A 16086-nucleotide genomic window follows, 5' to 3' on the forward strand; every position below is an offset into this window, starting at 1 on the left:
AACACATGACAAGTAAATTGGTCATTTACAATATATAGAATAAATAACGAACTCTCCAAAATTATTTTTTAATGCATAGAATAATGTGCTTTGCCCATGAATCGATTCGGATTCTACAGTTATTTAGGAGTGTAAATGCTTGAATATTTGACATGGATTACTGCAAATATTGTATTAGTGAGTAATTCAATTTTCGGAACACCACATCCAGTTCATGCTCAATTACAAGTACCTCAATGTCTTGCTGCAAAAATGACGACTGCGCATGATGTCCTGGCTGAGAATGAGCAATTCAAAATCATTGATCTGCCTGGCAGCGATATTGAGAATGTAACTCTTTTAGCAGAACAAGTGAATTGTGGCGATTTTATCGACGTAACGGATAAGTTCTCGGATACCCTGTTGACCTCCAAAAGAAAGTCAGCAAAAAATATTCTGCAAAGCAGCGCATTAACGGCCCTTAAAAAATCCCAAGAAGACAAGAACATCTATGAGATTAAACACCAAAAAGAAGTCAATGCTGCAATAAAAGAGGTAGTTGCAGACAACATTTGGCAAACATTAAATCACTTGACCTCCTATAGTAATCGTTCAGCAACCAAAGACACAGGAGTTGCTGCAGCGAATTGGTTAAAGTCTGAATTCGAAACAATGGCAATGGAGTACAATCGCAGAGATACTGCCACATTCCTTGTGAAAGCAGGTTGGTATAAACAACCCTCCCTGGTGACAGTCATTGGTAAAGAACTGAAAACACCCGCCATAGTCATTGGTGCGCCAATGGATACTTTAGATGGGAACATGCCTGGCGCTGATGAAGGTAGCGGTGCTGCTGCCATTATGGAAAGCACTCGTATTTTGTTAGCCTCCAAGCTGAAATTCAAGCATCCGATTTATATTATCTGGTACGCTGCCAGCGATAGAAATTTGGCTGGGTCTCAATATGTAGTCCAATATTTTCAAGAAAAATCTATTCCTGTTAAAGCTGTACTGCAACTCAACAAGACAGGGTTTCGCGCTAACTCAGATGATTCAACCATGTGGGTATTTACCGACAATACAAACAAGGATCTGAACCAATATATTGCAAAATTAATAAAAAATTACATCCGTACACCAGTTAATTTTTCGCAGTGTAATTACGAATGCGGTGATCATATTTCCTGGAGTCAAGAAAATATACCCGTAACCTATGCAGTTGAATCTGATTTTAAAAACCTTAACCCCTATATCGGCAGTTCTTCAGATACAATGGATTTTTTGAATCTGGAACATTTAGCTAACTTTTCAAAGCTGGCCATTGCCTTCTCAATAGAGCTGGGCTCCAAATAAAAACACGTCAAATTATTAATATCAGGGTAGGCGATTCTTATAATTCCTACCCAAGATCTATCTACGAGGAGGACGGCTATTATAATTTGCCACTCTTGAGCCCCATTCCAACAAGTTTTTATTGCAATCATCCTTGTCCAGGAACACTTCAATAAAACAAAGCGCGTCTGTTTTTTCTGCCTGTTTAATTGCAGTGAGTAGTTCCTTGTTGGTTTTAATTACAAAAGATTTTGCATTACTCTGTTCCCCGCGGAATACATTAACCAGTTCAGCGTAACGCCAATTATTAATGACATTATAAGGACCATCATGAATTTGTACTTCAATAGTGTAACAAGCATTGTTCATTAAAAAAATAATTGGTTTATACCCGTAACGTATCATGGTTGATATTTCCTGGGCAGTCATTTGAAATGAGCCATCTCCTATGCAGGCAATCACTCTTTTTTGATTATGCAAAGCAGCTTGCATGCCTAGCAAAGCACCTACTGACCAACCAATAGAACCATACTGCATTTGAATTTCAAACGGACAACCTTCAGGCAAAGACAGGCGCATACAATTAAACCAGGAGTCCCCTGTTTCAGCCAACAAAGCTTTTTTGTCAGAAAGCATTTTCTGAATTTGGCCAAACAAATAACGGCTGCTTAATGGCGCGTCTGGTTGATCTAACTCAGGATAAACGACAGTTTCTTCAGCAATTCGTTTATAAGCTTTGTATGAAGCATCATTGAATTTTAATTTTTTACTTAATTCCCTGAGAAAATCATTCATGAAGATATTGGTATAAACTGTTTCACCAATAATAACCCCTCCCTTGGTGGTCTTTATTGATTTGTGGGGGTTGATTCCCCATACATACCCAACTGTAGTATAGTCATTCTCATTAGGCCCAATAAGCAGATAGGCATCACTGGAATCGATAATTTCGGCGCATCCAGAAGAGCTGACTGGTCCCCAATAGATACCTATAAAGTTAGGATGCTGTTCTGAGATAAATCCTTTCGCATCGGGCATAGCCGCCATAGCATATCCAGTACACTTTGCCAACTCGCTGACAGAATTGATTGCATTACAATGCCTAACCTTACTACCTACAATCAAGCTGGGCTTTAGAGCGGAGTTTAATTTTTCAGCAGCATGCTCTACTGCTGCAGCCAGAGACGAACTGTCGCTAATTTTATAGGTGTTGAATGCGCGTTGAGTAGGCTTGGAGATAGGATAGTTAGCAATATTACACGCTATTTCAATATAGACCGGCTTTTTTTTAGCGATTGCGATTGCTATAGCCTCGTCTATCTGCATGGCAGCCTGCTCTGGCTTTCGAATACAAACGACATGGGCAGTAATTCGAGAAAAAATGTCTCTTACATACAAATTATCTTCAGTCGCCAGCGTGTGATGGAGAATTTCAGCATCCTGTATGGAATTAGTATTTGGGCCACCCGATATAACCAAAATGGGGAGATTTTCGGCATACGCTCCTGCAACTGCATTAACAACACTAAGTCCACCCACACTATAAGTAACGAATAAGGCGGAGACCCCTTTTACCCGGGCATAGCCATCCGCAGCGTATCCTGCATTCAACTCATTACAGCAATTTATCATTTTTAATTTTTCGTTTTTCAGGACTTCATCGAGTAAAATAAGATTGTAATCACCCGGTATAGCAAAATATTCAGAAATATTTAATTCCTCCAGCCGCTTTGCCAAATACTCTCCAATTGAGCACATGTTAATCCCTTATTAAATAAGAACTTTTTAAATTATAGCACAGCCAAAAATCAGTAGGTGGCAAGTGAATACCTGCTAGAAAATAGAGTTCACAAAGCATCAAATTGCAAATGATAATTTAAATATTCTATCTTGGAGTCTGTTGACAATTCGATCCAGAAACTACATCCCGCGTCTTAGTCGCGGGATTAAGTGATGCTGTGAACAAAGAGGTAGGCATTTTTGTTAACATATCTTAAAGGCTAAGCACAAATTCACCATTTTTCGATGTCAAAATCTCATTTTGAATGTCCATTATTTTTGCCAAATACAATTTGATTTTGCTCTTTTCATCCTTCTCACAAAGCGCCTTTTCTTCTGATGTCATTCTAAGTAAAAGTTGGATGTAATCATCAGAAGCGCTTTGTGTGCTATCCGAAAATGTGGTTAATAACGTGCCATTAATAACCAAATCAACCAAGTTTGGGCTGATGAATTTTTTCCTTATCAATGAATTCTGCAATAGTACAGATTGATTTTCGCTTGCTGCTTCTTCTTTAAATTTTATTAAAATATCTTGCATCATTTTTAGGAAAAGGGTTAATCCTTCCATTGGATTGATTCTTCCAAGTGATACTTCATGCAGGATTTTCAAGCATTTTTTCCTGCAAGTCTTTTCCAGGATATCATCGAAATCATTCACAAAGGGAGGTAATTCTACCGTGGCATTTAGACTGTCCATGAAATGAGTTCCGGAAAGAAGACTTTTATGTTTTAATCTTCCCTTATTTTGATAGATAGTACTATCAAGCAATGATGGAATAAGACTGCTATGGCAGGCTTCAGTGATAGTTCTGCCCCTGGTGGTATTACGCCCCCTGCCATGCTGAAGATCGGTATACCCATTTGTTGGAACGATTTCTGTATTATAATAAGCTATCAATGTATAAAAAAATAAGTCAACACGACGGTTAGCATGTTCAATGACATACTTTTTCACCATTGACAGCAGTGTATCTTCTTCATCCCGATGTACATCTAATTCTTTTCTTGAGTAAGGTAGCGAGAGCGCTGCACTAAAATTCTTTTGATAATTAAATCGTTTACGTTTTCTGTGACTAAATTGATCCTGTTCTGCCAATTTTAATTTTGAAAAAAACCTTGAATCCGGTAATGTTTCAGTAAATTTACGCTCTTTTAACTCTTTATTTTTCACAGTGTTTTGAGAGTTAACAGTACTCTTAAGCAGCGGCGCCTGGAGTAAAGGGCGGGAAGTTAAAGAAAGATCTTTGCGCATTACTGCGTAAGGGTTTCTACGAACACTAAACATTCTCATCATGGTCTTCTCCCTTAATAGCCATTATGTCACCGTAGTACCTGCTCAAAGCATCAAGCGTCTGTTTTTCCATAAAGACACTTAAACTTACTTAGTGAGAGTTCACAGTCTGGATGATCTTCAAAGCCAGCTCCCTATCTAAGCCAGAACATATACTGTCTTTTTACAGTACATAATAATCTTTAAAAAAGCAAACATTAAAATAACTTAATATTGAATACCTCATGCAGACAAGTTAATTGCTATGCTGATTATTATTTACAAATATTGATACTTTTTTTAATATGCGCCAATTCAACAACAAGGATTTACTGTGCTATACCAGATTTTTTTTCTCGACTTGCTCATAGTTCAATCTTCTGAGATCGCATGCAGCAAAACTTACACAAGGTTTTAGTTAATCCATTCAGGCACATAAATAAAATAGCGATGTAGGAATAAAAGACATGCAAACCAAATTATTACAGGTTATTTGCATCAAAATATTGTGCAAACAAAAAACTTATCATAAATCAAAAATAAAATTTGCCAGTTTGCTTTTAGCAAAGAAACAAATTATCTGCACCATCGCATTACTCTCCATTATAAAATCGTCTTGGGCAGCTCATCATTATGACACAATAATTATCGGCGCAGGCGTATCCGGATTAACTGCAGCACATCATTTACATAAAGCGCAGCAAAAAGTACTGATTATCGAAGCAAAAAACCGTCTTGGAGGCAGAGTATATACCAGCTATGATTGGGGTTTCGCCACTGATTTGGGAGCATCCTGGATTCATGCGATTGAAAATAACCCGTTAATGCCATTGATTGGCAAACAATCGATTATTATCAATAGTTACAGTAACTCTGATCCAGTAGCCATGCTAACCAATTATGCCCTATATGAGAGCGAAGGAAAACCAGTATCAAAACAGACACAGGATTTGTTTTCAAGTTTAACCAGGGAATTCTTAAGATATTGTCAAACTCGCAGTGCAATGATCTCTTTTGCACAAAACCTCACCACCTTTGCAAAACAAAAAAAACTTAATGATGAACAACTTGCCTTACTACGTTATGCCTTGGAAAATATCTATACTTATGAATTTGCTGATAATTTGACTAAATTATCACGCAATGTCCATTCAGTATCCGAAGCATCCATCGCTTCTGGAAAGAATGCCGTTGTGCCTGAAGGTTATTTCCAACTTTTCCGCCGATTTACTCAGCATATTCCCATTCATTTAAACCAAATAGTGAGCCAAATTAATTACGGGCCTGATGGTGTCGACATCATAACTCAACATGATAACTACCATGCCAACCAGGTCATTATTACCGTACCCTTAGGCGTACTCAAAGCTAATACCATCCGATTTAATCCGGCTTTACCCAAGGATAAGTGCGCAGCAATCTCCCAGTTAGGGATGGGAAGTTATGAAAAATTGTATTTATTATTTGACAAGGTTTTTTGGGATAAAGACAAGGAATGGATTGGCATGCTCCCCCAAAATGAGCAAGAAGCATTCAATATTTTTAATTATTACAAATACACTAAAAAACCTGTACTCATCGTATTTACCAGTGGCAAACTAGCGCGCGATATGGAAAAAGAACATTTAACAGAGTGGGTAATGCAACATTTAAGACGAATTTATGGAAATGACATCCCTAAACCAATTAAAAATAAAAAAACTCATTGGGGTAGTGATCCATTCACACGTGGCAGTTATTCTTACTTGCCGGTAAAAGTTGATAAAAGTGTCATTGACACCCTTGCTCAACCTGTAGCTAAGCGACTCTATTTTGCTGGAGAGGCGACCTCAACCACAGATCCCAGTACTGTACATGGTGCTTATCTATCCGGGATACGCGCAGCAGAAGAAGTACTGGCCAGCATCAAGAACTCTGGAAAAAAATAAGAAAAGAGATAACGTGGTCAATTCACAAACTCGTTTTGATTTTGGAGGAAGTCATGTACACCAAAAGAGGTAATCATTTGTTAATTAATAACGAGCTAACGATATTTTTGCTTTTGTAGACAAAATTAGTCTATCAACCTTGATTATGCCGTCTTTCATGCTCAAGTAACCACTGTTTACGATTTATACCACCCCCATATCCTCCTAATTCACCATTAGTGTTGATAATCCGATGACAAGGAAGCACTATAGCTATTTGATTGGCGCCATTGGCATTAGCTACCGCTCTGTAAGCCGCTGGATTACCTATTACTTGTGCCTGTTGCATGTAACTTCTTATTTCTCCATAGGGGATATCGATTAACGCAAGCCATGCCTTTTTTTGAAAAGGGCTGCCAATTAAATGGACAGGCGTGTTAAATTGCCTTAGTTTTCCTGAAAAATAAAGCTCCAACTCGTTTTGTATAGACTTTAAGACCGGAGAATCTCCTGGGATAATTACTGCTTTGGTTTTATTTCTCAGCCTTTCAACTTCCCTTTCCAACCCTCTTCTATCGACGAATTCAAGTAAATATAAAGCGTGTTCATCTGCAACAGCAAGCATAGGGCCTAAAGGTGTATCTAACCAGGAAGCCTTAAGAACTTTGCGCTGTTCATTAAAATGAGAAGGAGCTGCTCCCATAATCTTCATAAAAGCATCTCTGAAACCACTTCCTGAATGATATCCAGCATCAATTTGCGCATTAATAACTAAATCACCTTCTCTGATTTGTTTCATTGCCATACCCATTCTTCTAGCACGAGCATAAGCTACAAATGTCATTCCGAATCTTTTCTTAAATTGGCGCCTTGCTGTTGCAACATCAATTGATAAGGCTGCAAAATCACTGTCTTTCCATCTTTTTTCAGGATTAGCCTCTACTGCTTCAACTAAATGTTTGACTAAATCAGATACTTGATTTGGATGTGACAGAGGTTGACAACGTCTACAGGGCCTGTAAGAGGCTAACAGAGCCTCTTGAGCGGTATGAAAAAATTCACAATTTTCCAATTTTGGTTTTCTTGCAGGACAAGTTGGTCGACAAAAAACACCTGTTGTTTTCACTCCGACATAAAAAATCCCTTCATAGCAGGTATTTTTACTCAGCAGAGCAGTATAATATTCCTTTTTTCTTTGATCGTTAATTTCAAACATCCCCATTCCTGGCAAACCTTCTTACTAATTATTATAAATCTTCTTTGAAATGGTGAAGCCGAAAATCAGACAGTGAATTTTTCAGAAGCCTGTTATGCATGAGAAACATTTCCACACCAATTTCAATTAGATATAAACCTATATCCACCTACTCTTGGTATTGAAATCGCATTCATGAAATAATGAATAATCAGATTACCCACCGCTGTTTTGATGTTTTGCCTGATGATAAACATAGGCTGGATAAAAGAAGTAAAAAGGCAATAATTTAACTAAACAATAAAAAAATAAAGGTAATCCTGCTATTAGAGTAATAATCTTTAAAATCGCATGCTCACCAGTAATCCCTATAATAACCCAGGGAAAGAGCAAGGACAGAAGAATCAAAAAACGTAAACCCCAAACCTTAGCAACCAATTTTTTATTATTAAGAGCGAATTGCAGGGACTCGAGTCCTTTTTTCATAGGTGATTCAGGATTATTTACACTTAAAATAGGCGTAAAAATAGCCAATACATAGGCTAACAGCACCAATGCTCGAAAAGGTTTAAATAAAGAGCCAGCGATCTCCATGATAATAATAGTCAATAAAATGGGGCCCATAGACATGCCCATTACTTTGGAAGTACCAGGGTTAATAAAATCGATATCCTCAGTATTCATGTTGATAGGTTTGCCATCCAGGTGGGCTTTAATCATCTGGTATAGTCCATCAAGAAAAGGGAAAAGAGCCAAATAAAGAAGCCCTGCTATTAGTAAAAGATAAGGATAATTAATCAACGCATGGTCAAAACTAATCCAACCCAACTGATTTAACCCTAATGGAATAATTAATCCAAAAACAATAAAGACAGCAAGCGGTGTTAATATAAGATAACTTAAAGGCCACCATAGGGAAGAGCGGCAAAGTGAGTAAGATTGCCATGCCTCATTAAACCAGGGGAAGTATTTTTGCACAGTCATGAAATGTCGGACACTATTTATATTAAATGATTTATATTAGCACGTTAATTCCATAGTTAAAAGAAAGCTCACAAATGCTGAATTGACATGTTGAAAGGTGTGTTAACAATTCATCTTCACCGCCTACGTACTGCTGATTGTCAGCGGTATCCATAAAATAAATTTATGACTGGTTTTTCTATGTTTTAGGACCGCTTGAACTCAACTTATCGGCCATGTCATTTGTGTTTCTCTCTCGCGTAGTGGGAGTGGGAAATAAAAGAGGACTGTTGATAGGCTTCTCGTACTTTTTCGAACATTCTTTAACAGGTTTACCCGCAGAGTCGGATTTTAAATCGATGCCTTGAATCTCGGTGTTACTCTCATGGGTTTTTATAATATTTAATGGAGTACTATTCCAAAATGCATTGGCTATGATACCTGATATCAACAAACCTGCTCCTGCACCAATAACATGCTCATGTCTACATAAAAAAGATCATTACATACCCGTGATAGAGAGCACAGCTTATATCTTTATTGTCAATACATCAGTTGGATGCAAAAACAATTGATTTTCTGCAATCACTTTTGCCCCGCCCTTTTCATAAAATCGATTCAAGCCAGGTTTTAAAGTATCCAACATAATGTATTCCGATTTTGAATGGCTTGCTAATTGTTTCGCCTCATCAATAACTTGCTTTCCAAAACCAAGTCCTCTATAAGGCTTATCAATATAGACATACATCAACTCACTTACTACCGGGGGTTTCAATCTTCCATGGTTAAATTCCGGACTCATGTCTTTGTCGAATAAAACGAACATGGCAATGGGTTGTCCATTAAAAGTTCCTATATAAGTATGTTCTTTCAAATCAGACAGGATTGTTTTACGAAAATCTACCCCTTTATTACGAATATATCCCCACTCTTCTTCAGCCCATGTTGCAGCAAGATCCAAATATTTCATGCAATCGGAAAGTTTAGTAAAAGTGAGTTTGTGTTTGGACATTGCTGAACTAAAAAATAACATCTGATAACCCTCTTAATTAAAATGATACAACCTGCAAATTTTATCCAAGGCCATCCCGTTTTATAAATACCTCTGTTTGATATGAGCCAAATAATATTCCGGGTTTAACTCTTCGCCTGTTGCTTGACGCAATAACTCTTGATAAGAAAATAACTTTGCTTTTTGATGAACATTTTCCCTAAGCCAAATTAACAACGATTGAAAGTCACCTGATTTGATTTGATCATTGATATCAGGGATTGCTTTTTTGGCTGCCGAAAACAATTGAGCGGCAATTAATGCACCAAAAGTATACGCTGGAAAATAGCCAAAACTTCCAGAAGGCCAATGCACATCTTGCATCACACCATTTTTGTCGTTCCCTTTTGTTGATAATCCTAAATATTTTCTCATGAAGTTGTCCCAGACCTCTGGTAAATCATCAATAGTAATCTCTGAAGAAAACAAAAGTTGTTCGATTTCGTAACGCAGTATTACATGTAGTGGATAAGTGACTTCGTCTGCCTCAACACGAATTAAATCGGGTTGTACTTTCGTACAATGAAAATAAAGATTTTCTTCAGTTATATTTTGAGCTTCTTTAAAATATTTTTTTGCGATAGGAACCAAAAAACTTATAAATTCCAAGCTTCGACAAATTTGCATCTCAATAAGCAACGATTGGCTCTCATGCACAGACATTCCCAATGAATGGCCAACAGGTTGCCGACTCCATTCTTTTAGCAAGCCTTGCTCATATAGAGCATGACCTGTTTCATGGGTAATTGCCATTAAGGAAGATATAAACTCCTGCTCGTTATATCGGGTTGTCATTCGAACATCATCTGAAATACCACCACAAAACGGATGGTGGCTAACATCTAATCGGCCGCGATTAAAGTCAAACCCCAATCGAGACATGATTTCAATCCCAAGTTGCTTTTGTTTTTCTGCAGAAAAATCACCTGCAATCACTTTAATATCTCGCGTTTTTTGTTTTTCGATAACGTTGGGAATAATGACTGGTATTTCTTGTTTCAAGATATTAAAAACTGGGGTGATGGTCTTACAATCCAAATCCGGAGAATATTCGTCAATTAAGACATCCAAACAAGGCTTATTAAATCTTTGTGATTTAATATCAGCAATCGTTTTTACTTTTTCAAATAACTTTTTTAAGTACGGTTTAAATGAGTGCCAATCATTTTTAGCTCGTAATTCTCGCCATGCCTGAACACATGTCAAAGATTCATTCGTTAACTCTTCTATCAGTTGCGCTGGAATACAGGTTGCTTGCTGATATTGATTATCAATCCAATAAACATTTCGTCGCTGCCATAATGATAAACCTGGTAAATCTTTTGCCTGTTTTATCCAGTCACCTATTTTCTTATTAGTTAACCATTCATGTTGTACAGCACTTAAAGTGGCCAACGCTTCTGCACGCGCCTGACCACCCCCGGCTGGCATCATCGTTGCTTCATCCCAGGAAACAATGGCTGCTAAATTTTCAAAATCGTAATATTTTTTAAAATGTTGTTCTAATTGTTGGTAGGCATTCATGAAAGACTCTTGGCTTATACTTTAAAAATATGGGCTCCACTCAGATCTGATAACTTTCAAAGCACCACATACAGAATAACATAGTTAAAATCCTTTCAAGAAATTTAAAAACTGACTCATGAAAAAATATTATAGACCAAAATCCGGGTTGCTATTGTTCTCTGGTGTCTGGTCATTTAATTTATTTAATACATAACTCACTTCCGTCAGATCCTTGAGAATAAACTCATATCTTCCCTGAACATTAATAATCTGGATATCTTTGGGAAAAAGATCTTTTACTTTATATTTAAATTCTCTATCCGATTTAGTATGAATACGGACTGAATTGTTTTCCAAAACAATTGTCGGAATATCTTTTTCTGTATAACCATGGGATTCTAAAAATTTAAGCAGTGTATTCATCTCATGATATTTATTCAGTAAATTATCTATGGAATCAGGGATTACTCCGATCGGCCTATGCAAAAAACAGTCATTTTGGGAGGAAAGTTCTTCCTGATGTTTGAAGAGACTCAGATTTTGAAGGGTGGATGACTTATCTTCTTTCCGGACTACGATATGGCAAGGTATCAGATGAGCCAGTTTTTTCTGTATCTCTTCTGGTAACACTACAAATAATCGTTGGGTTCGCTCAATATCTTCTGGTTTATCCGATGTACAATGCGATAAAATCAATTTGACTATGAAATCTTGATACTCCTTCTGAATATGTCTGGAATCAAACTTAATTTTCCTCTGAAAATCTTCAATTAACTCGAAACAAGCAACATTTCTATCATGAGCTGTAAATTCTTTGTATTGTCGACTCATTCTATCGATTAACTCTTCACTTAAAGAATCGCCTCTTGTCATAGCAAAAACACATAATAAACCGCGTATGGATTGTTTTGTGTTGACGTAGCCACAAGTTGCATAATTCTGTGCTGCAGCAAAAATAAAGTGGGGTAATACTCGGGCATCTTTAAGACATGTCCTGATGTCTTTTTCAAATGCTTTCTTCCCATATCTAAAAAGGCCCGATTTATTTTTCCCTATCTCAAAATGAGAGAAAAAGCCCTCGTCCAACTTACCATCTATCTCATAGATAACTGAACCTGCTTTCGGCTCCTCCTTCTTAATTAAACCCTTGGCATCAAGACATGAAGCGATTCCTCCTTGCCCTCGGTTAGAAAATACAAGATAAGTTTTATTTGATTCTTTATCCCATAATATGGATAAACCAACACCATGTTGAGTCCATCCCACCGTAAGCAATAAAGGTTCACCTTCCAAATACGTTTCATATAAAATTTTCCGCGCCACCTCCACATTCGCTACGCCGTTTAATAGCACCGTCTTTTGTAGCGCCATTAAAATAGTATTGAAGTCTTTACCATTGTCTGTTCGATTGACAAATCCAGCTACTGCATGTAACAAAAATCTATTCGCCTGTTCGGCACCAGCACTGTATTCGTTCAGCCCTAACCTGTGCGCATACCCCCCCAAACTCCTTGCTTCGGGTATAACAAATCCAGTACTTATAAAATGCTCTATTAGTAGCATACCGGCTTCAACAGAATTAGCCTTACCTAACATCAAGAACTTTAGATCAGGATTACAAACAGGTAATAGAAGTTGAATCATCTTGACATCATTCAACTCAATTGCTCGCGACAAACAATCTTCTATCAACGTCTCAGGAACTCTATCTATAGAGTCAGCGAGCGCTTTCCTTATTTTAACCAGTTTTTCTTCATTTTTATCTTCCATTGCTAAAATAGCTGCATTTACCAGCTCAATCAATCCAAGAATTTCTTTATCTTGAACTGATAAAATAACATCCTCTGCTCCCAATTCTTCAGGATTAAAGGAAAACCTCTTTTTCTTACTTTCCAAAATACAGTAAAAAAATGCTGTATGCCCGGCTTCATCGGTAATATTGATATTGGGTAAAAGCTTAAGTTCTATGATGGCTTTTACAGCCTGAATATGACCTTTTTTAGCTTCAGCCAAAAATATCTCCTCAATCAGCGCTTTTTCGCTAAAAATTTCCTTCTCATTTTTCAAATAATTATAAATTTCCACGATGTTATGAGAATATTTATTCCCTTCATAAGGACTGTGCAAAAATAGAAAATGAAATATTTTTTCCTCGGATAAGGAAACATGAAGTTCATCAATAAGGTATTTAATGATATCAAGACGTCCACAAGTAAGAGCCAATTCCAAATAATATTGAAGGATTTGTTCATGAGTGAAAGAGTCATGATTGTCCTTTCTCTGCATGAATAAACTTCCACTCTCAAACTTTTCTTTGAATATTACTAATCCATTGGCTATGACTGCGGCCTCAGCTGGAATTAAATAATTATCATTGACCAAATAATTATAATAATTTTCATCAAATCGTTTATCAATTTCCAAAATACTTTGGATCGATGATCTGGAATCAGCCAAAATGCCATCTCCTTTTGATTGTTATTTTTAAGTATAATCAAAAAATGACTAACGAGGGGCCTCTTTGTTATTTATACAATCATATAAAAATTATTAAATGCGTTTTTTATAATTTTCACACATATTGCAAAAATAATTTTGTTTTTTTATTCAATAAGAAAAATTTGTTTAATTACTCTACCAAGCTCTGTAAATTAATTGTAAACTTGTCGCCGAAAAGATAGATTCTTAATTAGATTATCTTTTTTGGGCAGTATTTTTTGGATTTAATTTTAGTTTAGGAGTAATGATTATGCCTTTAACCCCCAACGCTTCACCAAAAACTGAAAGACGTTCTGAAGAAGATAATCAACAACCAAATCAACAGGAAAACCAGCAAGGAAATCAACAACCAAGAAGCACTATATTGACTCTTTTTGGTTTTACTCCTAATGCTCGAATCTTCCTATGCCCTCATGGCGGCAGAGACCACTTCCATATTATGGATATTCAGGCAGATGATACATTAGTATTTGCTACTATGAATGGCAGCCCGGAAATAATGATTCTATTGGCGCTTCAATTCCTGATGCAAAATATCAACTTAAATCTTGATGATATGCTGGCGGCAGAAACAGATGCGAAAGAAGCGGAAGAAAAAGAAGAACCAGAACTGTCATCTTCTGAATCAGTGAATGAAGAAAAAGAAGAATCAGAATTTTCATCTTCTGAATCAGAAAATGAAGAAATGGAAGTAGAAGACGAAGAAAAAGAAGAGTCAAGCCGTTTTACAATCTGATATACTTGTCCCCTTTCAAGGGGATAGCGGCCCGTATTCACTCAGCGTAAATACGGGCTTATTCTTAACCCATTAACTCCCCCACTTACAATCTTTGTCTGAGTAAATACTCATATAATCAAGCGAAAACAAAAAGTCTCGGTAACAAACCATATACCAATTGATTAGCTCTCTTATTTTCTGAACAAATTTTTTGCGCTTTCAATAAACCAGTTAATAATTTGGAGAATCGAAAATAGATCTCTTGCATAACCTGCCTCTCTCATTTTATTACTGCGCTGCTCATTTCCGCATGTACCCCTGAATCTTCATAATCAACTTATGCAAGAGGTCTAAATAAATAAAAAGACTATAATCAGATTATCGCTGTAAAAAAATATGAGTATAGGGACATGGCGAAGATGGATAAAAAAATAGTGGTGGTCACAGGTTGTTCAAAAACATCCGGTATGGGATATAATCTTATATGTGAAATGCTAAAGCGTGGGCATCAAGTCATTGCAACGGTAAGAAATCTTAATACGAGTCAGATTGACAAAGCAAACATTATAAATTCCAGCAATTTGGATGTAAAAATTTTGGATCTTTGCGATGAAAATTCAATTAACTGCTTTATTAAAGAAGTGTTAACTCAATACCAATACATTGACGTATTAGTTAATAATGCTGCTAATGTGGCTATTGGCCCTGTTGAAAGCACAACCACTCAAGATGTCTTAACAACCTTTCAAACCAAAGTATTTGGCCCATTGTCTTTAATCAGGGGATTCATACCTGTAATGAGGGAGAGGAAAAAAGGTTTATTAACAACGACATCCACGATCTTTACCTCTGTTCCCGTTAGTATTCCAGGTGTCGCAATCTACTTTTCAGCACTTGCAGCATTTGAAAGATTACAAGAATCCTTGGCGATTGAGCTAGCTCCGTGGAATATCAAAGTAATTAATTTCCAACCTGGGCCAATTGCGACAGAATTGACCCGATTTGAAGGCTCTCGCTCTGATATTGTTGAGAAATACTATAAAAACTTTACTGAACAAGCTTATCAATGGTTCCATCAGAATACTGTTTTTCAAAATGCAGCGGAAGTAGCCAAAGTATTTGCTGAAGTCATTGATATGGAGAATCCCGATTTATATTACCAAAGCAATCTTTTTGGAAAACAGTTTGTTGCAAAAAACAAAAAAGATACAACAGGGCGTGAGGGAATCAATGAACTACTGGAACATTTTAAAAATTTATCTCATGACAATCCTGATGATTGGAAAATTCAATAAATGACCTACTGGATAAAGTCATACTATCCGCCGCGAAATCTCTGTGCATAAGCAAAAAATTAGTTATGCCACGCGCTAGGGTTGGAAACCATTCTTAGCATACCATATAAACAAGATGAAGTAAATCGCTGATATACAATAAAAATCATATAATCTCGATCGCAAAATTGCGGCAGGTTATAGCAACCAACCAGGATGAATAATGGAAGAGAAACAATATGTTGTTTATATATTAGCTAGTAAGGCATATGGGGCCCTTTATACCGGGATTACCAGTAATCTTGTGCAACGAATATATCAGCACAAAAAAGGTTTGACCGAAGGATTTACTAAAAGATACAACGTACATCGGTTAGTTTATTATGAAATTCACACCGATGTTTATGAAGCAATAACCAGAGAAAAACGTATCAAGAAATGGAACAGGCAATGGAAAATAAACTTGATCGAACAAAAAAATCCTCAGTAGCTTGACCTGAGCATTGGATTATGTTGATAGATGGCTGCCTGCCTATGCGGGCATGACTGATTTTTTTGCTCATGTACTAAACACAAAAATAGACAATAGTTGACTAATTTTTTAATATTG

Annotated in this window: 13 protein-coding genes; 5 read left to right on the plus strand and 8 right to left on the minus strand. The window is 36.7% G+C overall.

The window, feature by feature from the left end:
- Positions 1-135: 135 nt before the first annotated feature.
- Complete coding sequence (gene lapA, locus OQI99_RS06580) at positions 136-1332, plus strand: aminopeptidase LapA (protein WP_061513555.1); 1197 nt, start codon at positions 136-138, stop codon at positions 1330-1332.
- A gap of 57 nt (positions 1333-1389) precedes the next feature.
- On the opposite strand, the gene OQI99_RS06585 is transcribed toward lapA, so the two are convergent.
- Positions 1390-3069 carry a thiamine pyrophosphate-binding protein gene (locus tag OQI99_RS06585; RefSeq protein ID WP_061513554.1) on the minus strand — a complete coding sequence of 560 codons (1680 nt, stop codon included), beginning with the start codon at positions 3067-3069 and terminating at the stop codon, positions 1390-1392.
- Between the two features lie 235 nt (positions 3070-3304).
- Positions 3305-4387: a Dot/Icm T4SS effector RavQ gene (gene ravQ / locus OQI99_RS06590; RefSeq protein ID WP_265731521.1), complete on the minus strand. Its 1083-nt coding sequence runs from the start codon at positions 4385-4387 to the stop codon at positions 3305-3307.
- Positions 4388-4830: 443 nt separating this feature from the next.
- Between ravQ and OQI99_RS06595 the strand changes: the two genes are divergently transcribed.
- A complete protein-coding gene (locus OQI99_RS06595; protein WP_275477725.1) occupies positions 4831-6291 on the plus strand; it encodes an FAD-dependent oxidoreductase in 1461 nt (486 codons plus the stop codon).
- Positions 6292-6424: 133 nt separating this feature from the next.
- On the opposite strand, the gene OQI99_RS06600 is transcribed toward OQI99_RS06595, so the two are convergent.
- From OQI99_RS06600 to OQI99_RS06625, 6 genes are all read right to left on the minus strand, one after another.
- A complete protein-coding gene (locus OQI99_RS06600; RefSeq protein ID WP_265731522.1) occupies positions 6425-7486 on the minus strand; it encodes a bifunctional transcriptional activator/DNA repair enzyme AdaA in 1062 nt (353 codons plus the stop codon).
- 195 nt (positions 7487-7681) lie between these two features.
- Entirely contained in the window at positions 7682-8449 is a 768-nt protein-coding gene (locus OQI99_RS06605; RefSeq protein ID WP_265731523.1) for a hypothetical protein, read from the minus strand.
- A 178-nt stretch (positions 8450-8627) separates the two neighbouring features.
- Positions 8628-8882 (minus strand): hypothetical protein, encoded by a 255-nt coding sequence (locus tag OQI99_RS06610; RefSeq protein ID WP_322783694.1) that lies wholly within the window; start codon positions 8880-8882, stop codon positions 8628-8630.
- Between the two features lie 75 nt (positions 8883-8957).
- Complete coding sequence (locus OQI99_RS06615) at positions 8958-9461, minus strand: Lpg1147 family Dot/Icm T4SS effector N-acetyltransferase (RefSeq protein ID WP_265731524.1); 504 nt, start codon at positions 9459-9461, stop codon at positions 8958-8960.
- A 60-nt stretch (positions 9462-9521) separates the two neighbouring features.
- On the minus strand, positions 9522-11003 hold the full coding sequence (locus tag OQI99_RS06620; RefSeq protein WP_265731525.1) for a carboxypeptidase M32: 1482 nt from the start codon (positions 11001-11003) through the stop codon (positions 9522-9524).
- A gap of 129 nt (positions 11004-11132) precedes the next feature.
- The gene (locus OQI99_RS06625) at positions 11133-13442 is read right to left on the minus strand and encodes a hypothetical protein (protein ID WP_265731526.1); all 2310 of its coding nucleotides are present in this window, start codon (positions 13440-13442) and stop codon (positions 11133-11135) included.
- 292 nt (positions 13443-13734) lie between these two features.
- Here OQI99_RS06625 and OQI99_RS06630 point away from each other — a divergent pair, with 292 nt between their 5' ends.
- The 3 genes from OQI99_RS06630 (at position 13735) to OQI99_RS06640 (ending at position 15966) form a co-directional block, all read left to right on the plus strand.
- The gene (locus tag OQI99_RS06630; protein WP_265731527.1) at positions 13735-14220 is read left to right on the plus strand and encodes a type IV secretion protein Dot; all 486 of its coding nucleotides are present in this window, start codon (positions 13735-13737) and stop codon (positions 14218-14220) included.
- A 401-nt stretch (positions 14221-14621) separates the two neighbouring features.
- Positions 14622-15497: an SDR family oxidoreductase gene (locus OQI99_RS06635; protein ID WP_241495202.1), complete on the plus strand. Its 876-nt coding sequence runs from the start codon at positions 14622-14624 to the stop codon at positions 15495-15497.
- 202 nt (positions 15498-15699) lie between these two features.
- A complete protein-coding gene (locus tag OQI99_RS06640) occupies positions 15700-15966 on the plus strand; it encodes a GIY-YIG nuclease family protein (protein ID WP_061513544.1) in 267 nt (88 codons plus the stop codon).
- Positions 15967-16086 lie beyond the last annotated feature (120 nt).

The sequence above is a fragment of the Legionella sp. PATHC039 genome, from assembly GCF_026191275.1.
GTDB classification, from domain to species: Bacteria; Pseudomonadota; Gammaproteobacteria; order Legionellales; family Legionellaceae; genus Legionella; species Legionella pneumophila.